The 22,107-nt window shown below is 67.1% G+C and carries 14 protein-coding genes; 10 read left to right on the forward strand and 4 right to left on the reverse strand.

What is annotated here, in order from left to right:
• Positions 1-206: 206 nt before the first annotated feature.
• Entirely contained in the window at positions 207-905 is a 699-nt protein-coding gene (locus tag ACY34H_RS17150; protein WP_464978681.1) for a PEP-CTERM sorting domain-containing protein, read from the reverse strand.
• 266 nt (positions 906-1,171) lie between these two features.
• Between ACY34H_RS17150 and ACY34H_RS17155 the strand changes: the two genes are divergently transcribed.
• Positions 1,172-2,827, forward strand: coding sequence for a methyl-accepting chemotaxis protein (locus tag ACY34H_RS17155; protein WP_464978682.1), 1,656 nt, complete (start codon positions 1,172-1,174; stop codon positions 2,825-2,827).
• 144 nt (positions 2,828-2,971) lie between these two features.
• On the opposite strand, the gene ACY34H_RS17160 is transcribed toward ACY34H_RS17155, so the two are convergent.
• A complete protein-coding gene (locus ACY34H_RS17160) occupies positions 2,972-6,025 on the reverse strand; it encodes a ligand-binding sensor domain-containing diguanylate cyclase (protein WP_464978683.1) in 3,054 nt (1,017 codons plus the stop codon).
• A 294-nt stretch (positions 6,026-6,319) separates the two neighbouring features.
• Between ACY34H_RS17160 and ACY34H_RS17165 the strand changes: the two genes are divergently transcribed.
• The gene (locus tag ACY34H_RS17165; protein ID WP_464978684.1) at positions 6,320-7,816 is read left to right on the forward strand and encodes a DEAD/DEAH box helicase; all 1,497 of its coding nucleotides are present in this window, start codon (positions 6,320-6,322) and stop codon (positions 7,814-7,816) included.
• A gap of 143 nt (positions 7,817-7,959) precedes the next feature.
• Here ACY34H_RS17165 and ACY34H_RS17170 read toward each other — a convergent pair whose 3' ends face one another.
• Positions 7,960-9,474, reverse strand: coding sequence for a hypothetical protein (locus ACY34H_RS17170; RefSeq protein ID WP_464978685.1), 1,515 nt, complete (start codon positions 9,472-9,474; stop codon positions 7,960-7,962).
• A gap of 228 nt (positions 9,475-9,702) precedes the next feature.
• On the opposite strand from ACY34H_RS17170, the gene ACY34H_RS17175 reads away from it, so the two are divergent.
• The 8 genes from ACY34H_RS17175 (at position 9,703) to ACY34H_RS17210 (ending at position 19,943) form a co-directional block, all read left to right on the forward strand.
• Complete coding sequence (locus ACY34H_RS17175) at positions 9,703-11,136, forward strand: UbiA family prenyltransferase (protein ID WP_464978820.1); 1,434 nt, start codon at positions 9,703-9,705, stop codon at positions 11,134-11,136.
• Positions 11,130-12,431: an FAD-binding oxidoreductase gene (locus tag ACY34H_RS17180; RefSeq protein ID WP_464978686.1), complete on the forward strand. Its 1,302-nt coding sequence runs from the start codon at positions 11,130-11,132 to the stop codon at positions 12,429-12,431. The genes ACY34H_RS17175 and ACY34H_RS17180 overlap by 7 nt, the downstream gene beginning before the upstream one ends.
• A gap of 2 nt (positions 12,432-12,433) precedes the next feature.
• Complete coding sequence (locus tag ACY34H_RS17185; protein ID WP_464978687.1) at positions 12,434-13,186, forward strand: SDR family NAD(P)-dependent oxidoreductase; 753 nt, start codon at positions 12,434-12,436, stop codon at positions 13,184-13,186.
• 3 nt (positions 13,187-13,189) lie between these two features.
• Positions 13,190-15,151 carry a hypothetical protein gene (locus ACY34H_RS17190; protein WP_464978688.1) on the forward strand — a complete coding sequence of 654 codons (1,962 nt, stop codon included), beginning with the start codon at positions 13,190-13,192 and terminating at the stop codon, positions 15,149-15,151.
• Positions 15,148-16,092, forward strand: a complete 945-nt coding sequence (locus ACY34H_RS17195; RefSeq protein WP_464978689.1) for an NAD-dependent epimerase/dehydratase family protein — start codon at positions 15,148-15,150, stop codon at positions 16,090-16,092. The genes ACY34H_RS17190 and ACY34H_RS17195 overlap by 4 nt, the downstream gene beginning before the upstream one ends.
• 51 nt (positions 16,093-16,143) lie before the next feature.
• Complete coding sequence (locus ACY34H_RS17200) at positions 16,144-17,433, forward strand: NAD(P)/FAD-dependent oxidoreductase (protein ID WP_464978690.1); 1,290 nt, start codon at positions 16,144-16,146, stop codon at positions 17,431-17,433.
• Positions 17,430-17,831, forward strand: coding sequence for a GtrA family protein (locus ACY34H_RS17205; RefSeq protein WP_464978691.1), 402 nt, complete (start codon positions 17,430-17,432; stop codon positions 17,829-17,831). The genes ACY34H_RS17200 and ACY34H_RS17205 overlap by 4 nt, the downstream gene beginning before the upstream one ends.
• Positions 17,832-17,933: 102 nt before the next feature.
• The gene (locus ACY34H_RS17210) at positions 17,934-19,943 is read left to right on the forward strand and encodes an acyltransferase family protein (protein WP_464978692.1); all 2,010 of its coding nucleotides are present in this window, start codon (positions 17,934-17,936) and stop codon (positions 19,941-19,943) included.
• Positions 19,944-19,980: 37 nt separating this feature from the next.
• Here the strand turns inward: ACY34H_RS17210 and ACY34H_RS17215 are convergent, their stop codons facing one another.
• The gene (locus ACY34H_RS17215; RefSeq protein ID WP_464978693.1) at positions 19,981-22,101 is read right to left on the reverse strand and encodes a DUF7024 domain-containing protein; all 2,121 of its coding nucleotides are present in this window, start codon (positions 22,099-22,101) and stop codon (positions 19,981-19,983) included.
• Positions 22,102-22,107 lie beyond the last annotated feature (6 nt).

The following is a 22,107-nucleotide window of genomic DNA, read 5'->3' on the forward strand; positions in this document are numbered from 1 at the left end:
TTTGTCACGTTTGGTGCGCACACACACACAGGATGCGCGCCAAAGAAAAAGCCCGCAGTTTGCACTGCGGGCCCAGAGGGTACAACGAGGTATTCTTGATGTTATTCCGGCACTCCGGCAGAGCCGAAGCGTTGAAATCTGTTAATGATATTAAACAAGGTTTTGCCGGATTTCAAGAAAGAAATCCGGAATTCAGTTCGGAAATGTCACATTTTTGCAACTTGCCCGGCTGTCTTGCCGCGGCGGCGCCATGCGGCGGCACCCAGCACGGCAAAGCCGGCCAGCATCATCGGCAATGCGTGCGGTTCCGGCACCGGCAGCAGCGTCACAATGCTGGTCGACATATCGCGGCCAAAGAACACCAGGTTCGAGAAGCCCGGCACCTGGCCGCCATTGTTCAGCCATTCGACCTGCCAGGTACCGTTCAGCGTCTGGCCGGCGGCCACGGCCTGGTTATCGAACAGGAACGCGGTACTGGCGCTGGAAGCATGGATGGCCACCGTCAGGTCGAGGATGGCGTTCTGCGTGCCGCTGGTATTCGTGATCGACCACGTACCGCCGGTGGCGCCGGTGCCGGTGAAGGAAAAGTCGAACAGGCTGGCCGAGTCGGTCAGCGCGCCCTTGCCATCCACGGTGCCCAGCACGCTCCATGGACCGGTGCCGGCCGAGCCGAATGCGGTTGCGAAGCCGGCCGTGTTGCCGCCGTGCTGCATCGGATTGGCGGTGGAGAAGGCAAACCTGTCGGCATCGATCTTGTCCAGCTTGACGTCGTCCGCGCTGGCCTTGCCGATCGTCGGCCCCTTGGCCAGTTGGGAGGAATTGCCGTTGTCCCTGCCCTGCGCAGCCGCGCCAGCCGCCAGTGCCGCGCACAGCAGCAGCGCGTTCGTCATCGTCTTGAAGTTCATAACATCCCGTGAAGTATCGTCTGCCGGGGCGGCGGGCAGCAGTGAAGGAGATGGCAGCTGTTGGGCCATCGCGGCACTTTATCGGGAAGTGCATGGTATTGCAATAAAGCATTATTATTTTCTTATAATAAAAATAAATCGTGTGGTAAATCGGCGATCGGCCACCAACGCGGCTCCCTGAAGTTCCCTTGCATGGCATGCTTGCCGTGTCGCGACGCTGGTCCGCCGGGCCCGCGCCTGCCATCCGCCTGATCGAGGAGTTGGCCATGCAATGGTTCCGTGACCTGAGGATCGCCCGCAAGCTGTTGCTTGCCTTTGCTGTCGTGCAGTTGCTGATGCTGGTGCTGGGCATCGCGTGCCTGCAATCGATGTCGCGCATTAACGATGCGTCGGATGACCTGGCGCAGAACTGGCTGCCCAGCGTCCGCGCCGTGATGCAGGTGCGCACCGACGTGGGCGGCGTGCGGCGCCTGGAACTGGCCTTCCTGCTGGCCGACGATGCGCAGGAAAAGAATCGCATTGCCCAGCAGATGGAAGCCGCGATCGCGGCGTCGCAGACCAACCTGGACAATTACGCAAAGCTGATTTCCAGCACCGAGGAGCGGGCACTGTTCGACAGCTTCCGCGGCACCTGGCAATCCTTCCTCGCCGAGCATGGCAAGCTGATGGCGCTCGGCCGCGAGGGCCGCGGCGATGAAGCCAAGGCTATCGCCAACGGTTCCGCATCGCGCCTGCTGCGCGACCTGAACGACACGCTGGACAAGCTCGTGCGCCTGAACGTGGCAGGCGGCGACCAGGCCAGCGCGGCGGCCACGCAGCTGTACCAGAGCACGCAGGGATGGACCATCGCGCTGCTGGCCGGCGCCGTCACGGCCGGCGTCGCACTGGCGCTGTGGGTGGCCGGCATCGTCGCGAAACCGCTGCGCGAGGCGGTCGACGTCGCGCGCACCGTGGCCGGGGGCGACCTGACACGGCCGATCGAGGTGCGTTCGCGCGACGAGACCGGCGAATTGATGGCGGCGCTGAAGGACATGACGACCAGCCTGCAGAGCCTGGTGGCGCAGGTGCGCGCCGGCACCGAGACGATTTCCACGGCCTCCAGCCAGATCGCGGCGGGCAACCAGGACCTGTCGTCGCGCACCGAGCAGCAGGCCAGCTCGCTGGAGGAAACGGCGTCGTCGATGGAACAGCTGACGTCGACCGTGCGCCAGAACGCGGACAACGCGCGGCAGGCCAACCAGCTGGCGCAATCGGCGTCCGGCATCGCCGTGCGCGGCGGGCAGGTGGTGGGCGAAGTGGTCGGCACGATGGCATCGATCAACGCGGCGTCGCAGCGCATCGTCGAGATCATCGGCACGATCGACAGCATCGCCTTCCAGACCAATATCCTGGCGCTGAACGCGGCGGTGGAAGCGGCCCGCGCCGGCGAGCAGGGCAGGGGCTTTGCCGTGGTCGCCTCGGAGGTGCGCAGTCTGGCGCACCGCTCGGCCGCCGCGGCGAAGGACATCAAGCAGCTGATCGGCGATTCGGTCGTACGGGTCGATGCCGGCTCGCGACTGGTCGACGAAGCCGGCAGCACGATGCGCGACATCGTGGCCAGCATCGCGCGGGTATCGGAGATCGTCAGCGAGATCACGGCGGCCAGCAACGAACAGAGCGCCGGCATCGAGCAGGTCAACGAGGCGGTGGTGCAGATGGACCAGACCACGCAGCAGAATGCCGCGCTGGTCGAGGAGTCGGCGGCCGCCGCCGAGGCGATGCAGCGGCAGGCCGCGCGGCTGGCCGAACTGGTCGCCACGTTCCGCGTGAATGCCGATGCGATGGCCGGGGTCGCCGCGCAGGCGGTCGTGGCGCCGGTGCGCGCCGCGGCGCGACCGGCGCTGCCCCGGGCGGGCGGGAAGGATGAGTGGGAGACGTACTAGCGGGTTCCTGGCCAGAACAGGCCAGAACTGGCCGATGACTGGCCGATGACTGGCCAATGACAGGCCAAGAACAGGCCAAGAACAGGCCAAGAACAGGCCAAGAACAGGCCAATCACAGGCCCGTGACAGGCCCATGACAGGCTCTCAGGCCTCCGCAGCCACCACCACGCCGTTCCTGCCCCGCACCTTGGCTTTCGCCAGTGCCTCGTCGGCGCGCCGCACCAGTTCCTGCGGACCTTCCGATTGCGGCTGCAACGCCGCCACGCCGATGCTCACGGTGAGCTTGCCCAGCGGCGAGTCTTCGTGCGGCATGGCGAGCGCGGCCACCTCCGCACAGATTGCCTGCGCTTCCTTCTGCGCGGCCGCCGCGTCGCCGGCCACCCACAGCAGCGCGAATTCCTCGCCGCCATGGCGGGCCAGGAAGTCGGTGGTGCGGCGGGCGTGCCGCGCCAGCACCTCGGCGACCGCGCGCAGCGCGGCATCGCCGCCGGCGTGGCCATGGCGGTCGTTGTATTGCCGGAACCAGTCCAGGTCGACCATGGCCAGGGCCAGCACCTGGCCGGTGCGGGCCGCGCGGCGCCACTCGGCATCGAGCCTGGCATCGAAGGCGCGGCGGTTCGTCAGGCCCGTCAGCCCGTCGGTCGTCGATTGCGCCGCCAGCTTCAGGTGCGACTCCTCCAGCGCGGCGGTGCGTGCCCGCACCAGGTCTTCCAGCGCGCGGTTGGCGTGCTTGAGCCGCCGCAGCCGCCAGGTCCAGACCGCCCACAGCAGCGCCAGCGCCAGCGCGGCGGCCAGGATGCGGAACCACCAGGTCTCCCAGAACGGCGGCGTGATCGTCACCGTCAGCGTGACCGGCTCGGCATTCCACTGGCCCCGATGGTTGGCTGCCCTGACGCGGAACACATAGCGCCCCGGATCCAGATTGGTGTAGGTGGCGGCGCGGCGCGTGGCATCCGTTTCGACCCAGTCGCGGTCGAAACCTTCCAGCCGGTACGCGTAGCGGTTCAGCCCCGGTTCCGTGTAGTGCAGCGCCGCGAACTCGATCGAGAATGCCGGCGTGCGGGAAGAGAGTGTCAATGCGCGCGGTGCCGTCACGGTGCCGTCCAGCGTCACGCCCGCGTGCGGGCCCGGCTCGGCCAGCGAACGGTTGTCGACCTTGATGTCGGTGATCGCCAGTTGCGGTGCTACCGACTGGCTGCGCACGTCGCGCGGCGATACGGCCGTCAAGCCGTGCACGCCGCCGAAATACAGGATGCCGTCCGGCCCTGGCGTCGACGAGTTGACGGTGAAGCCGTCGGTCATGCCGTCGGCCGCCGTGTACAGCGTCGCCTTCGCCGTGGCGGGATCGACGCGGAACAGGCCGATGATCGTGCTGACCCATAACTGGTCGTCCAGGTCGCTGCGGATCGACAGGATCTTGGCGCCTCGGGTCGCTTCGGCGTACGAACGGAAGGTGATCGACTCGCCGGCCTGCACCACCTGCTGCAGGCCTTTCGCGGTGCCGATCCAGATACGCCCCAGCGAATCCTCGTGCAGCGAGGAGACGTTGTCGTCGGCCAGGCTGCCGGGGACACCGGCGCGGTGGGTGAAGTGGCGGAACTTGCCGGTCTTCGGGTCGAGCAGGTCGAGGCCGCCGCCATTCCATTCCGAACCCATCCACACCCGCCCGGCGCGGTCTTCCAGCACGGACGAGGTGCCGTTGACGGCGCGGCTGGCCGGGTCGGCCGGGTCATTCTGGAACATCCGGTGCTGGCCGGTGGCCGGTTCATAGCGGATCAGGCTGTTGCCGGTGGCCAGCCACAGGACACCGCCGCGGCCCGGCGCGATCGCGTTGATGTAATCGCTGGCCGGGTTGCCGAAATGGATCACCCTGAATGGCCCGGCCGGGCTGTCCAGGCGGTTCAGGCCGTTCGACGTGCCGGCCCACAGCGGCCCGTCCGCGCCCTGGTACAGGCTGTAGACGATATTCTGCGACAGCGAGCCGGGCTGGCGTGGATCGGAGGTATAGCGCCGTACCACGGTATTGGCGGCCGGATCGAACAGGCTGATGCCGACGTTGCCACCCAGCCAGAGCTTGCCGTCCGGCGCACGCGCCACCGTCAGTACCTCGTTATTGACCGCCACGCCGCTGGGCGCGCCCTGCTGCGGCACATAGCGGGCGAAGCCGCTGCTGTTCAGGTTGACGAGGCTGATACCGTCGGTAAACGTCGCCACCCACAGCATGCCGCTGCGGTCCTGCAGCATCGCCCGCGTGCTGTCGCCCGGCAGCGAATACGGGTCGTTCGGCGCATGGCGGTATTGCGTGAATGCACCGCCTGCAGCGTTCCAGCGCAGCAGGCCGGCGGAAAGGGTGGTTGCCCACAGCGTGCCGCTGCGGTCGATGTAGAAGCTGGTCACGCGGCTGTTCGGTGCCGGTATTTGCTGGCGGGTGTTCCAGCCACCCTTGCCATCCCAGCGCAGTACGCCGCTCTCGGTGCCGATCCACAGCACGCCTTCGGCATCGAACTGCAGCGCGCGGACGATGTTGGTGCGCGGATCGGTCTGCCCGGCGGGGTCGACATGGTGATGGACGAACTCGGTGCCGCCGGGCGGCAGGTAATCCAGCCCGCCCGGCCAGGTGGCGACCCACAGGCCGCCCTTCGCGTCGAGCGCCAGGGCGTTCACGTCGTTGCTGGCCAGGCTGCCGGGCCGCTGCGCATCGTGCTGGTACACCGTGAACTTGCCGGTGGCGGGATCGAAGTGCTGCAGGCCGCCCCAGCTGGCGAGCCACATGCCTTCCTTGCCGTCGGAAACGATCTGCTTGATGATGCCCCGGTTCTTCGGCCCCTGCGGCGCCACATGGACGGTGAAATCGTTGCTGGCCGGGTTGAACAGCGCCAGGCCGTTCTGCGTGCCGGCCCAGATCCGGCCCTGCCGGTCTTCGTAGAGCGCGGAAACACGGTCGTGCGGCAGGCTTTTCGGGTCGTTCGCGCGGCTCTGGTAGCGCACCACGCCATAGCCGTTGTAGCGGTACAGGCCGTTCACGTGGGTGCCGATCCACATGAAGCCCTGGCGATCCTGCAGCAGCGACAGCATCGAGGGCTCGTCGTGGCCGAGCGGTCCCAGTTTCTTGAAACGCAGGGTCGGCGGTGCGCCGGCTTCGGCCAGCGCTGCCGGGGGCAGGGACGCCAGCATCACGAGCACCGTGAAGGCTGTCATTGCGGCGGCCCGCAGCGGCCGCGCCAGGAGGGAGATGTGAGCGCGCATCCGGCGATTATGCCAGCAAATCTTTTCCTTCCATGCAATAAAATGCCGTCCTGTACGGCTATTCTGTGCGTATCCCGCTTGAAACAGGTATTATTCGGGGTTGGCCATTCGAGCCAGCGAGGGTGGCCGCCCAAGCCTTGCAAGACCGGCCGCCAAGGGCTGCGAGGCTGAGCCTCAACGGGGTTGGCCGCCCTGGTCACAGCAGTAGTTTTTTATCGGAAAGCACGGTCGCACGACCAATCATTTATGTCTGACATCGAAACAACCGCCCAGCCTGCGGCGCCCGCCCAGGTGCGTTTCTCCGACTTCGGCCTTTCTCCCGACATCTTGCGCGCCCTGACTGAACAGGGCTACGAACACCCGACGCCGATCCAGGCGCAGGCGATTCCCGTGGTGTTGCAGGGGCGCGACGTGATGGGTGCGGCCCAGACCGGTACCGGTAAAACCGCCGGCTTTTCGCTGCCGATCATCCAGCTGCTGCTGGCGCATGCCAACGCGAGCATGAGCCCGGCACGGCACCCGGTGCGCGCACTGGTGCTGACGCCGACCCGCGAGCTGGCCGTGCAGGTGGCGGAGAACGTTGCGAATTATTGCAAGCACACGCCGCTGCGCTCGACCGTGGTGTACGGCGGCGTCGACATCAAGCCGCAGGCCGCGATCATGCGCGGCGGCGTCGAGATCGTGATCGCCACGCCGGGCCGCCTGCTGGACCACGTGGAACAGAAGACCATCTCGCTGTCGCAGGTGCAGATGCTGGTGATGGACGAAGCGGACCGCATGCTCGACATGGGCTTCCTGCCGGACCTGCAGCGCATCATCAACCTGCTGCCGAAACAGCGCCAGAACCTGATGTTCTCGGCCACGTTCTCGCCCGAGATCAAGAAGCTGGCATCGACCTTCCTGTCCAGCCCGGTCACCATCGAAGTCGCGCGCAGCAATGCCACGGCCGACAAGGTCACGCAGGTGGTCTACAAGGTCACCGAGGAAAACAAGCGCGATGCCGTCGCCCATATCCTGCGCCAGCGCGAGCTGAAGCAGGTGATCGTGTTCTCGAACACGAAGATCGGCGCTTCGCGCCTGGCGCGCGGCCTGGAACAGGAAGGCATGAAGGCTTCCGCGATCCACGGCGACAAGACGCAGCAGGAACGCATGGCCGCGCTGGAAGCGTTCAAGCGTGGCGAAGTGGACGTGCTGGTGGCCACCGACGTGGCGGCGCGCGGCCTCGACATTTCCGACCTGCCGTGCGTGATCAACTACGACCTGCCGTACAACGCTGAAGACTATGTGCACCGGATCGGCCGCACCGGCCGCGCCGGCGCCTCGGGCGACGCGATCTCGATCTATTCGGACAAGGACGAGCGCCTGCTGGCCGATATCGAAAAATTGATCAAGCAGAGCATCCGGCGCGGCGAACTGGAGGGCTTCCGTCCGGGCGCCCGCGCCAGCGAAGAACGCCATGGCGACCGCCGCCACCCGCGCCGCGGCGAAGGCGAACGGCCACAGGGCAGTGTCTACGCCGGCAATGGAAATGGTAATGTCGGCGGCCGCCCGGGCCCCGGCGCCGAGCGCGGACCGCGCCCGTCCGGCCCGCGCCGCGACAAGATCGACCCGTGGTTCCTGAAGCCGTACGAACCGAGCCGCCCCAATACCGCCACGACGACCACCACGCCTTCCTCGTCTTCCTCGTCGTCCAAACCCAAGCCCAAGCTCGCCGCACTGCTCGGCGGCCTGCGCAAGGAATAATGGAAAAATTGCTCGAAAAATAGGGTACGTCCCCATTTTTCAGGCAATCAAATCAGGGACGCCAAAATTGGGGACGGACCCTGTTTTTCAGGAAATTTTGCCTGAAAAACAGGGTCCGTCCCCAGTTTTTGTGGGTTCCGGGCTTATTTCACCCTCATCCGATCCTTTCCATACACCAGCACGGCGTACTGCCCGCATTGGTGTTCCGCCACCGCCTTGCCGTTCAGTGCTTCCAGCTTGTCGCGCGGGATGAAGTGGGGGATCGCGCCCTGCGGGCCGACCAGCGCGAAGTCGTAGGCGGGCCGGAAGTACGTGGCGCTGGTGATCCAGCGGATCTCGGATAGATCGAACGCGTGCTGCGCCAGCACCGCGCCGCCGCGGCTGAAATGGGCGATCTTCTTGGCATCCCAGTATTGCGCGATGCCGTGCCGCGCGCCGTGCGCGGCCAGCGCGCGGTCGATGCATGCCGTGTCTTCCGGGTAGTACGCCGTCTGCACCGGATGGGTGCGCAACTGCACGGCCGCGCCGATGGCGAGCGCGCACGTGCCGAGCGCGGCCAGCCCGATCGCCGGCGCGGCGGCCCGCTGCTGCAGCAGGTGGCCCACGCCGAGCGGCACTAGCACCAGCGGCCAGCATGCCGCAGCGATGAAATAGCGCATGGCCAGCGGCAGGTTATGCACCAGCAGCGAGACCATCACCGACGCGGCCAGCGAGAACGTCCACAGCGCGACCAGCCAGCACAGGTGGCGCGGCAGTCCGGCGGTATCGCGGCCGCGCAGCAGCCGCACCGTGGCTAGCAGGCCGAACGCCACGCAGCCGAGCCACAGCGCGGTAAACACCGGCAGTTCCTGCCACAGCCGCGCCAGCAGCGCCGCCAGGTCGGCGGCATTGCTGCCGAGGTGCGCCAGGTCCATCTTGGCGCTGTAGCGGGTCTTGTGCGCCACCGCGAAACGGTATGACATCTGGCCCGCCACCGCCAGGCCGAGCACCAGCGCCACCGACCAGCGCCGCCCTACCAGGTAGCGGCGCTCGCCGATCATCCGCACCACGCAGGCCGCCACGAACGGCAGCGCGGCCTGCAGCGCGAACAGGCTGTCCGAGAGCGTCGTCGCGAAGGCCAGCGCGCCGGCTGCCGCCAGCGCCCACGGTGCCCGTGCGCGCTCCCAGTGCAGCCACGCGGCGGCGAATGCCAGCGCGGCCATGAACGCGCCGAAGTGATACGCGGAGTGGAACAGCAGCACAAAGGGCTCTTCGCCGGAAATCGCCAGCGCCGCGAAGGCTACCGTGGCGAGTGTCGCGCACGGCAGTGCCGGCATGGTGGCAACCTGCCGCGCCAGCGCATGGACGGCGCCGAACAGCACGATGCCCTGCAATACGGCGAAGATGCCGATGCGCCAGTAACTGTCTGGCCCGAGAAAATAGGCCAGCAGATAAAGCGGATAATCGGGGAAATAATACGGCGCCGGCGTCAGGTACCAGTCGGAGATCGCGCCATGCCGCGCCAGCAGGTCGTCGAACAGCGTCGGCAGGTACAGCGAATCGGCATTGGCCAGCAGGTTGTCGCGCAATGGATGGCCCGTCGCGTAAAACACGGCCAGGCAGGCAAGGGCAACGAGGGAAAACAGCAGGCACAGGGCAGTCGGCAGGCGGGCGCGCATGGAACTCGGCAAGGGGAAAAGCCGGGTAGTGTTGCGCAACCGTCCATGAAAGGCAAGCTTTACAACTGATTACAAAACGGCGACGCTTTTAAGGATAAAGCCGCACGCCGGGCGACTTGCCCGTCGCGTTACTCGTTTATAATGCTCCGGCTCTGCTATTAATAATTTTGCATTATTGCGCAACCCGTGCAATTTTCCTCCTCCGTGTCCGATCCCGATACTTCCACGCTGCCTTCTCCTCCGCTGATCGTCGACCTGGACGGGACGCTGATCCACACCGACATGCTGCACGAATCCGCGCTGCGGGTATCGCGCGACCGTCCGCTGGACGTGCTGCGCATTCCCGTCTGGCTGTTGCGCGGCAAGGCGGTGCTCAAGCAGAACCTGGCGCAGCGCAGCGCGCCGGACGTGGTCACGCTGCCGTACAACGCGGCGCTGCTGGAGTGGCTGAAGGAAGAGCGCGCGGCGGGGCGCCGCATCGTGCTGTGCACCGCGTCGGACCGCTCGATCGCCGAAGCGGTAGCCGCCCACCTCGGCGTGTTCGACGAAGTGATGGCCAGCGATGGCACCACCAACCTGGCCGGCGACAACAAGGCCGAGGCGCTGACGCAGCGCTACGGCAAGGGCGGCTTCGACTATGTCGGCAATTCGTCGGCGGACCTGAAGGTGTGGCAGCGCGCCCGCAAGGCCGTTGTCGTCAACGGGGCGCCCGGGCTGGCCGGCCGTGCCGCCGCACTGTGCGGCGTGGTGCGCGAATTCCCGCCGGCGCCGCGCGGCGTCACGGCCTGGCGCCGTGTGCTGCGCGTGCACCAGTGGCTGAAGAACCTGCTGCTGTTCGTGCCGATGTTCGCGTCGCACGAAGTAGGCAGCGTGGACGGCTGGATCGCGCTGGTGCTGGCATTCCTCTCGTTCAGCCTGTGCGCCTCCACCGTCTACATCGCCAATGACCTGCTGGACCTGGAAAGCGACCGTGCCCACCCGCGCAAGCGCCTGCGCCCGTTCGCGGCCGGCACCGTGCCGGCCTGGCAGGGCGTGCTGCTGGCGCCCGTGCTGATGGCGGCCAGCGTGGTGCTGGGCGCGCTGGCCGGCGGCACCTTCCTGCCATGGCTGCTGTGCTACTTCGTCGTCACGTGCGCGTATTCATGGGGCCTGAAGCGCCTGATCATGCTGGACTGCATCACGCTGGCCGTGCTGTACACGCTGCGCATCACCGCCGGCGCGGCGGCGCTGTCGATGCCGCTGTCGTTCTGGCTGCTGGCGTTTTCCGTATTCCTGTTCCTGTCGCTGGCCTTCGTCAAGCGCTATGCCGAGCTGCAGGCGCAAGCCAGCTCCGGCAACGAGAAGGTGCACGGCCGCGGCTACTACACGGCCGATGCGCCGCTGGTGCAGATGCTGGGCGTGACTGCGGGCTTCGCCTCGGCGGTGGTGCTGGCGCTGTACCTGAACAGCGACAACGTGATGGTGCTGTACGCCTGGCCGGAAGCCGTGTGGGGCGCCGTGCCGGTGCTGCTGTTCTGGGTCAGCTGGATCTGGGTGCAGGCGCACCGCGGGCAGATGCACGACGATCCGCTGGTGTTCGCCGTCAAGGACCGCGCCAGCCTGCTGGCCGGGCTGGCGTTCGCCGGCGTGCTGGCGATCGGCGCCCTCGGCGCGCCATGGTGAAGATCTCGTCCTGGGGCCGGCTGGACAGCGCGGAGCACGAGCTGGTGCTGCTGTCGGACCGCGACGCGGTGATGCGCGCGCTGGCTGGCGGCGCGACACCGGGCCTGGCCCACGGCAATGGCCGCAGCTACGGCGACGTATGCCTGAACCCCGGCGGCCGGCTGTGGCGCACCACGGGGCTGGACCGCTTCATCGCCTTCGACCCGGCCACCGGCCGGCTGCGCTGCGAGGCCGGCGTGCTGCTGCGCGACATCCAGCGCCTCAGCCTGCGCCACGGCTGGCTGCTGCCGGTCACGCCGGGCACGCAGATGGTGACGGTGGGCGGCGCGATCGCCAATGACATCCACGGCAAGAACCACCATGTGCTCGGCACGTTCGGCGACCACGTGCTGGGCCTGCGCCTGGCGCGCACCGACGGCAGCGTGATCGATTGCGGCCCGGGAACGGAAGCAGGCTGGTTCGCCGCCACCGTCGGCGGCATGGGATTGACCGGCGTGATCACCGAGGCCGAGCTGCAGCTGCGGCGCGTGGCCGGGCCATGGCTGGTCACCGATACCGTCCCGTACCGCAACCTCGACGAATTCTTCGCGCTGGCCGACAGTTCCGAAGCCGGCTGGGAACAGACCGTGTCGTGGATCGATTGCCTGTCCGGCATCGGGCGCGGCCTGTTCCTGCGCGCCAACCTGGCGCAGATCCCGGACCTCGACGCCGAATCGGGCCGCAAGCCGAAACGGGTGCCGTTCGTGCCGCCGGTATCGCTGATCAATGGCCTGTCGCTGCGGCCGTTCAACGAAAGCTACTTCCGCCTGAACAGCCTGAAGGCCGGCCGCGCCATCGCCCACTTCGAGGGCTATACCTACCCGCTCGACAACCTGCACGACTGGAACCGCATGTACGGCCCGAAGGGCTTCTACCAGTACCAGAGCGTGGTGCCGCGCGCCGCCGGCAAGGAAGCGGTGGGCGCCATGCTGCGGGCCATCAAGGCGTCGGGACAGGGTTCGTTCCTGGCCGTGCTGAAGACCTTCGGCGACCGCGCCCCGGCCGGCATGATGAGCTTTCCGGTTGAGGGCGTCACGCTGGCGCTGGACTTCCCGAACCGCGGCGCCGTCACGCATCGCCTGTTCGAGCGGCTCGATGCGATCGTGCGCGAAACCGGCGGCCGGATCTACGCCGCCAAGGATGCGCGCATGCCGCGCGACCTGTTCGAATCGGGCTATCCCCGCCTTGCCGAATTCTTGCAATACCGCGACCCGGGCATCAGCTCGGCCATGTCGCGCCGCCTGATAGGAAACTGAGCATGACCCAAGCCTTGCAGCGCATCGTGATCATCGGTGCCACCTCCGCCATTGCCGAGCATTGCGCACGGCTATGGCTCGACCGGCGCAGCGTGCACCTCACGCTGGTCGGGCGCGACGCCGCCCGCACCGAGAAAGTCGCCGCCGACCTGCGCGTGCGCAGCGCCGGTTCCACCGTCATCGTGCGTACCGCCGATTTCAACGACGCGGCAGCGATCCGCGCTTTCGCCGGTGCCATCGCGGCCGAAGGCGTGCCGCAGCAGGTGCTGATCGCGCACGGTTCGCTGCCCGACCAGCAGCAGTGCCAGCGCGACCTGGGCGCGGCGGCCGAGGCACTCGCGGTCAATGGCGTGTCACCGGTGCTGTTCGCCGAGGCGTTTGCCGCGCACATGGAAGCGGCCGGCGGCGTGATCACGATCATCGGTTCGGTGGCGGGGGACCGCGGCCGCCGTTCCAACTACGTCTATGGCGCCGCCAAGGGCCTCGTCACGCGCTATGCGCAGGGCATGCAGCACCGGCTGGCGGGCAGCGGCAGCGCCCTGAAAGTGGTGCTGGTGAAACCGGGACCGACCGCGACGCCGATGACGGCACACCTGCCGCCGCGCGGCCTGGCTTCGGTGGAGTCGGTCGCGAAGCTGATCGTGCAGGGTTCCGCCGCCGGCAAGCCGGTCGTCTACGCGCCGGGCAAGTGGGCACTGATCATGATGGTGATCCGCCACCTGCCGGCCTTCGTGTTCAACAAGATGAATATCTGATCCATGAACGATTTCGAGACCCGGCAAGGCCGCTGGCCCGTCATTGCGGTGTTCCTGGTGCTGGCCATCGCGCTGGCCGCGGCCGCCTGGCAGTGGATCGGCGCGGTCAACCTCGAGGGCGGCGACTTCGCCGCCAACTCGCTGCTGATCCAGGACGCCAAGAAGCTGCAGCTCGTGCACGGCAATTATTCGCGCGTCGGCTTCAACCACCCCGGCCCGGCGATCCTGTACGCGCTGGCCGCGGGCGAACTGGTGTTCCATGACGTGCTGCACCTGGTGCCGTCGCCGTTCTCCGGCCAGTTGCTGGCGGTGTGCGTGTACAACGCGGCCTGGCTGGCATTGATCTTCGCGATGCTGCGCAAGATGGCCGGCGGCGTGGCGCCGGCGCTGCTGTTCGTGTCGGTGGCGATGCTGGTCTCCACGTATTTCGATTACCAGCTGTTCACCGGCATCTGGTTCCCGCAGCTGTATTACCTGCCGTTCGCGGCCGCGCTGGTGGCGCTGGCGCGCCTCGCGGATGGCGAGGCGGACATGCTGCACGTGCTGGCCGTCGCCACCGGTTTCCTGATCAACGGCCACGTGTCGTTCGTGGCCACGCTGGGCGTGATGCTGGTGGTGGTGCTGTTCGCCAACGCGGCCGTCACGCTGCGCGAGCCGGCGCTGCGCGTGCTGTCGCCGCGCTTCGTGCGCACGCACTGGCGAGCGCTGCTGGCCGCCTGCGGCATCCTGTTCCTGTTCCTGGTGCCGCTGATGATCGCTACGCTGACGGACGAAGTCGGCCCGGTCACGCTGTACCGCAAGTTCAAGGATGCCAGCCATGGCAACACCCTGGCGCAGGCACTGGAGTACGTGGCGGTGTACTGGGGCGGCGGGGTCGGCATGGCCTGGGGCATGCTGCTCGTGCTGCTGATGCTGAAGGGCCTGCCCGGCGTGCCGGTACGGCTGTCGCGCCAGTTCGCCATCGTCTTCCTCGCCGCCACCGCCGGCTTGCTGTACTACGCCAAGGTGGGCATCGACCAGCTGGCGCAACAGTACATCGGCATGTTCTACTGGGCCGTGCCTGCGCTGGCCGCCGCGCTGCTGGTGCTTGCCCTGCTGGGCGGCGTGCGCCGGGGGCGGCCCGCCGTTGCGGCATCGCTGCTGGCACTGGCCGGCGTGGCGCTGACATGGCAGATGGCGCACCGCCTGCCGACCTACGCGCGGCATTTCCACCTGGCGGGCGTGCAGCAGCTGTACGAACAGTTGCGCGCCGTGCCGGGCACCGGACGCATCGTGCTGGACCTCGACCGCAGCGGCTTCGATGGCGGTGAAGTCTGGAGCAACGCGCTGGGCTTGCAAGCCTATGCGGCGCGGCGCGATCCCGGGCTGTTCTGCCTGAACCTCGAGTGGCATGTATCGAATACGCCGGCGGCGCGCTGCCGGCCGGAAGAACTGGCGACGCCGCGGCGCTACGTGGTGCGCGGCGCCGAGTCGCTGGCGCATGGCGAGGCCGATTTTGTCGGCATCGGCCTGGCATTCCACCGCGTCGGCGGGCCGCCCGTGCCCAGCCGCTACCTGGCAGGCAAGACCGATCCGGAAGCGCTGGGCGCCCTGCTGGGCGAAGGCTGGAGCGACCTGGGCGCCGGCTACGCGTGGACGATCGGACCGGTGGCGCACCTGCGCCTGCCGGCCGATGCGCGGCGCGGCGACAGCGTCACACTGGACATGAGCGCCTTCGTGCCGGTTGCCGAAGTGCGCCACCAGCTGCGGGCCTACGTCAACGGCCGCCCGGCCGGCAGCTGGGAATTCACCGCGGAGCAGCTGCGCAAACTGGTCAGGCTCGATCTCGGCGCCGGTGGCGCCGGGCCGCAGGACATCGAACTGCGCATCGCCGATCCGAAGTCGCCGAAAGACCTCGGGCTGTCGCAGGACGACCGCAAGCTGGGCGTGTCGCTGTACGCCATCCGCATCAGGGAACAACCATGACCGATTTGAACCGCAAGATCATCCTGCCCGGCGGCGCCGGGCTGGTGGGACAGAACCTCGTCGCGCGCCTGAAGGCGCGCGGCTACCGCCACATCGTGGTGCTGGACAAGCACCGCGCCAACCTCGACGTGCTGCGCGGCGTGCAGCCCGACATCACCGTCGAATACGCCGACCTGGCCGAACCGGGCGACTGGGCGCGGCACTTCACCGACGGTGCCGTGGTCGTGATGCTGCAGGCGCAGATCGGCGGCAACGACTGGCAGGACTTCGTCCGCAACAACGTCGACGCCACGCGGCACCAGCTCGACATCATCAAGGACCAGCCGAACACCCGGCTGGTGGCGATCAGCTCCTCGGTGGTGGTGTCGGTGGCGGACGATTTCTACACCCGCAGCAAGCGCACCCAGGAAGAGATGGTGCTGGCCAGCGGCATCCGCTGCCCGATCCTGCGTCCGACGCTGATGTTCGGCTGGTTCGACCGCAAGCACCTGGGCTGGCTGTCGCGCTTCATGGCGAAGGTGCCGGTGTTTCCGATTCCCGGCCACGGCCGCTACATGCGCCAGCCGCTGTACGTGGGCGACTTCTGCAACGTGATCATCGGCTGCATCGACAATCCACAGGTCGAGGGCGTGTTCAACATCTCCGGCCACGAGGAAGTGGACTACATCGACATCATTCGCCAGATCAAGCGGGTGACGCGCGCGCGCACGCCGATCGTGAAGATTCCCTACGGCCTGTTCTACGCGCTGCTGTGGGTATGGGGGAAGTTCGACAGCAATCCGCCGTTCACCACGCAGCAGCTGGCCGCCCTGGTGGCGCGCGACAGTTTCGAAGTGATCGACTGGCCCGGCATGTTCGGCGTGAAGAGCACGCCGTTCGCCACCGCGATCGATGAAACCTTCAATGATCCACGATATGGCAAGGTCGTCCTGGAGTTCTGATTGCAACAATATGTTGCCGTCGATGACAGCAACGTCGTACTGGAGTTTTGAATGAAGCAACGCATTGCCGTGCTGGGGGCAGGGCCGATGGGCCTGGCCGTGGCATACGAGCTGGCCCGCGACGGCCATGAGCCCGTGGTGTACGAGGCGGACGACCGCGTCGGCGGCATGGCCGCGCATTTCGATTTCTCCGGCACCTCGATCGAGCGCTATTACCATTTCCATGCGATTTCCGACCATGCGTTCCTGCAGGTGCTCGACGAACTGGGCCTGGCGGACCGCATGCACTGGGTCGCCACGAAGATGGGCTACTGGTATCGCGGGCAGGTGCAGGAATGGGGCAATCCGATCGCGCTGCTGAAGTTCCGCGGCCTGTCGCTGGCGGCCAAGATCCGCTACGGCCTGCATGCCTTCCTGTCCACCAAACGCGACGACTGGAAGCCTCTGGACAACGTGGAAGCCACCGGCTGGATCAAGCGCGCCGTCGGCCCCGAAGCCTGGGAAGTGCTGTGGCGGCGGCTGTTCGACTACAAGTTCTACGACTACAGCCATAACCTCTCGGCGGCGTGGATCTGGAGCCGCATCCGCCGTATCGGCCGGTCGCGTTCCAGCCTGTTCAAGGAAAAGCTGGGCTACCTGGAAGGCGGATCGGCCACGGTGCTCGAAGCGATGCGCGAGGATATCGTGCGGCACGGCGGCGAGCTGCGGCTGAAGACACCGGCCACGAAAGTCGTCATCGAAGACGGCCGCGTGAAGGGCGTGGAGTCGGCCGCCGGCTTCGATGCGTTCGACAAGGTGATCAGCACGATCCCGCTGCCCTATGTGCCGCGCGTGATGCCGGATTTGCCGCCCGCCGCGCTGGAGGCCTTCCGCTCCAAGAAAAACATCGCGGTGGTCTGCGTGATCGCCAAGCTGAAAAAGCCCGTCACCGAAAACTTCTGGCTCAACACCAATGACGAGGAAATGGACATTCCCGGCCTCGTCGAGTACACCAACCTGCGGCCGATGGGGCGCGAGCACATCGTCTACGTGCCGTTCTACGTGCCGGGCGAACATCCGAAATTCGCCGAGCCCGACCAGGCCTTCCTCGACAAGGTGAAGCGCTACCTGAAGAAGATCAACCCGGCGCTGACCGACGCGGACTTCATCGACATGCGCGCCAGCCGCTATCGCCATGCCCAGCCGATCTGCGAGCCGGGCTACCTGGACCGGCTGCCGCCGGCCAAGCTGCCGGTGGACGGACTGTGGGTGGCCGATACATCGTACTATTACCCGGAAGACCGCGGCATTTCCGAGAGCATCGCCTTCGGGCGCAACATGGCACGCGAGGCCGCCGCATGATCCGTCAATTCCTGTCTCGGCAGTTCGCCGTGTTCCTGCTGACGGGCGGCACCGCCGCCGCCGTCAACTTCCTCACGCGCATCCTGTACAACGAAGTGGTGCCGTTCTCGATCGCCGTGCTGTGCTCGTACGTGACGGGGATGGTGACGGCGTTCGTGCTGAACCGCATGTTCGTGTTCCGCGACAGTTCCCAGCCGGTGCACCACGCCGCGGGCTACTTCGTGCTCGTCAACCTCGTCGCCATCGTGCAGACCTGGGCCGTCAGCGTCGCCATGCTGCACTACGTGCTGCCGCACTTCGGCATCACCCGCTACGCCCCCGAGCTGGCCCACGCGGCCGGCATCGTCGTCCCCGTCTTCACCAGCTTCCTGGGGCACAAGCACTTCTCGTTTCGCTGAAAACATTTCCAAAAACCGGGGTCTGACCCCAAAATCAGGAAATATTTCCAAAAGCCGGGGTCTGACCCCGGTTTTGAGTAACTTTCCGCTGACCGATTATCCATGACACAACAGTCCACCCGTCTCCATGAAGCGGCGGCGCCGGCCGGCGCGGCGCAAGTCCATCCTGCCTACCGGCCCGATATCGATGGCCTGCGCGCCATTGCCGTGCTGTCGGTAGTGCTGTTCCACGCGTTTCCCGGCAAGTTCCGCGGCGGCTTCGCGGGGGTGGACGTGTTCTTCGTCATTTCCGGCTACCTGATCGGCACGATCCTGATCGCCAACCTGCAGCGCGGCACGTTCAGCTTTGCCGACTTTTTCGCGCGCCGCATCCGCCGCATCTATCCGGCGCTGCTGCTGGTGATGTCGAGCTGCCTGGCGTTCGGCTGGTTCGCGCTGTTCCCGGACGAATTCGCGCAGCTGGGCAAGCACGCGCTGGGCGGCGCGGCGTTCGTCGCCAACTTCGTGCTGTGGAACGAGGTGGGCTACTTCGACACGGCGGCGGAAACCAAGCCGCTGCTGCACCTCTGGTCGCTCGGCATCGAGGAGCAGTTCTACATCGTCTGGCCCGTCCTGCTGTACTTGGCGGTGAAGCGCCGCTTCTCGCTGCTGGCACTGGCGCTGGTCGTCGGCGTGGCGTCGTTCGTCGTCAACGTGGCCGGCGTGCACAAATTCGCCAGCGCGACGTTTTATTCGCCGGCCTCCCGCGTATGGGAGCTGCTGGCGGGTGCCGGCCTGGCCTGGATGACCGTCAACGGCTATACCTTGACGGCCGGCGCGCGGCGCCACGGCGAGCCGGCGTCGATCGTCGATTTCGCCAGCCCGCGCGCGCGCAACGTGCAATCGGTGGCGGGACTGCTGCTGATCGTGCTGGCCATGCTGGCGATGCGGCGCGATTTCCAGTTCCCCGGCTGGTGGGCATTGCTGCCCGTGTGCGGCGCCGTGCTGCTGATTGCCGCCGGCCCGAAAGCATGGGTCAACCGCCACATCCTGGCACGGCCGCTGCTGGTCGGGGTGGGGCTGATCAGCTACCCGCTGTACCTGTGGCACTGGCCGCTGCTGTCGTTCGCGCAGGTGGTCGAATCGGGCATTCCGTCGCGCACGATCAAGCTGGCCTGCCTGGCCGCGGCGCTGGTGCTGTCGTGGCTGACGTGGAAGGTCGTCGAAGCACCGCTGCGCGGTACCCGGCATGGCGCCGCCAAGGTCGCCGGGCTGTCGCTGGCGATGGTCGTGCTGGCCGCCGCGGGCGGCGCGATCTGGAAGATGGATGGCCTGCCGTCCCGCGCTTCGGTGGTGGACAATGCGCTGCAGCAGAAGGACCTGGTGCTGGTGGAGGACAAGGCCAACGCCGAGGCCTGCAAACGCCGCTATGGCTTCGACACGCTGTACGAATACTGCCTGATGCACGACGTGACGAAGCCGCCGACCGTGATCATGGTCGGCGACAGCCACGCCTACCACATCGTGGCCGGCCAGATGAAGTACTGGAGCGGGAAAGGCGAGAACCTGCTGTACATGGGCACGCGCGTGCCGTTCTTCGACGTGCCGGACGGTGGCGACGAATACCAGAAGGCCACGCCGCAGATGCTCGACATCGCGCTGAACACGCCGGGCGTGAAGACGATCGTCATCTCCACCGCGATGCTGCTGCGCCAGACCGAGGCCGAGAAGGCCATGTACCTGCCCGCGTTCCGCACCACGATCGACAAGTTCACCCGCGCCGGCCGCGAAGTGATCTTCGTGATCGACAACCCCACGCTCGGCTTCGAACCGCGCGCCTGCATCCGCCGCGGCGCCATCGCCGGCACGCAGACCCGCGCCGACTGTTTACTGCCGCGCAGCGAGCTCGATGCGGCGCGCGCCAACAACGCCGATTTCGGCTCGGTGCTGAAAGACTACCCACAGGTGAAAGTGTTCGACCCGGCCAGCGCCATCTGCAATGACAAGGCCTGCCGCGTGATGATCGACGGCGCGCTGATGTACCGCGACACACACCACTTCAGCTACCGCGGCGACCTGCGCGTGGGCGAATACTTCACGCGCTGGCGCGACGGGCAAACGCAAAACCGGTAACAGATTTCCTGCCGGATGCCCGGGGGCCTGGCGGCCGTCAGGGCGTCGCCGCCGGCTGCGGATCGATCCGCAGCGTCTCCAGCGCCAGGCCGAGCAGCCGGGTATCCGCATTGATCTTCAACTGTTGCGGCGAGGTGGGTTGCGGGATCGTGATTTCCAGCGTATCGGCCGTGCCGTCGGTCTCGAATTCCACCTTGTTGATGCTGGTCGTGCCCTGGAACACGGTCTGCCGCCGCGTGCCGCCGGCCGCGATGACGACCGGCTGGCCGGCATTCGGGCCGAACGCCTTGGCCGCCAGCGTGAGCCGGAAGCGCTGTGGCAGCGGCTGCGCGAAGGCGATCGTCACGCGGGCGCCGTCGCTCCAGGCACCCCATGGTTCGGCGCCGGAAATGCCGGTGACGCCGCGCACCAGCTGCGCCGGCAGCGCGCCGGAGAAATTCAGGATCCGGCCATGCGCGCTGGGCGCGCCCAGCTTGACCAGTGCAATGTCGGGCAACTGGTTTTCCACGGTCGCGCCTTCCGGCAACTCGTACTTGCCGATCAGGAGCACACGCTCGGCCTGCACCGGCAGCTTGGCCCAGTCGGGCGACGAGCCGGCAGGCACCTCGAGCAATGCCGTGTTCGGGTTCTCGATGTAGAAGCGGGTGCGGTGCAGGCCGCCGATCGCCTCGCCGGCGATGACCATGCGGTTGGTCTGCGCGCGCGTCAGGAAATGGCGCGCGAACAGGCCCGCCTTCGTGTAGCCGTCCGCGTGGTTCGACAGGCGCACCTGCTTGGCCGTGACGGCGGCGCAATGCAGCGTGGCCAGCGGCAGGAACACGAACATGAACAGCCGCGCGCCGAGACCTGGCCGCGCGATCCACGCCAGCAGCGCGAGCACGCCCAGCACGGTCACGGCCATGAAGCCGCTCGCCGACTGGCTGACCGACAGCAGTTCCGGGCTGTCGACGATGCCCGGCGTGAAGTAGTGCAGCAGCCGCAGCTTCGCGTAGACGATGAAGCCGGCCACCAGCAGCCCCATCGCCGCGCGCCATGGCAGCGACACTTGCAACGCTTCCTTCCGTATCGTACCGAGTGCGCTGGCGCAGCACAGCAGCAGCAGCGGCAGCGCGAAGTGGTAATAGCGCGTGTGGATGCGCGACGCCACTTCCTGTTCGCCGAGGCCGGTGATCGATGCCGTGAACAGCACCGTCACGCCGAGCGCGCTGCCCAGCATCAGGAAAGTCAGCACGGCCATGGCCTGGGCCGGATCCCTGCGCTCGGCAGGCACGCCGTGGCGCAGCAGCGTGACCAGGTGCGTGGCCAGTACGGCCAGCGGCACGCCGAACAGCAGGGCCAGCATCATCACGTGGCCGCGCAGGTTGTTCAGCGCCAGCAGCGCCAGTTGCGGGTAGGGCAGGTGGGACGTGGCCGTGTAGCTGGCCTGCTTCGCATACAGTTCGCCGAACAGGTGCAGGCCGGATTTGCCGGCCAGCAGATAGCCGAAGCCGAAGCGTGCCACGGCGAACGCGATCCCCATCGCCGCGCACAGCAGCACGGTCTGCACCAGCCAGCCGCGCCGCGCACCCGGGCCGCGTGCGGCGAATGCCGCATAGGCAACGAACAGCGCGGCGCCCGGCAGCAGGAAGATTGCATGCAGCTTGACCATCGCGGCGATGCCGGCGATCGCGCCGACCAGCGCCGCCGGCGCCACGGCCGGCTGGTCGTGGATGCGGAACAGCGCCCAGCACAGCAGCCAGAACGAGAAGTAGTAAGGCGCCTCCGGCATGAAGAACGGCGTCAGCGCATTGGCCGGCGCCAGCGCGGCGGCCACCGCCACCAGTACCGCCACCCACGGCGGCGCCACGCGGCGCGCCAGCAGGTAGATCAGCGGCGAAGCGCCCACGTGCAGTACGGCATTCAGCAGCCGGTTGCACTCCATGAAGCTGTCGCCGCAGCTGTTGGTCACCCCGTACAGCGCGAAGTAGACGTAGGACGGCACGGCCGCCGCGGCCCGCTCCAGGAAGCGCGCGCCGCCCGCGTAGATCCATTCGTCGATGAAGACGATCGGGTAGATGCCGGCATTGCGCAGCAGCAGGTAGAACAGGATCAGCAGCATGGCCGGCAGCAGGCCGGCGGCGGCAGGGTGTTGCCCGATACGGGAGTAGCTCGCTTTCATGATTTT

Source organism: Pseudoduganella sp. jia 9 (assembly GCF_055502615.1).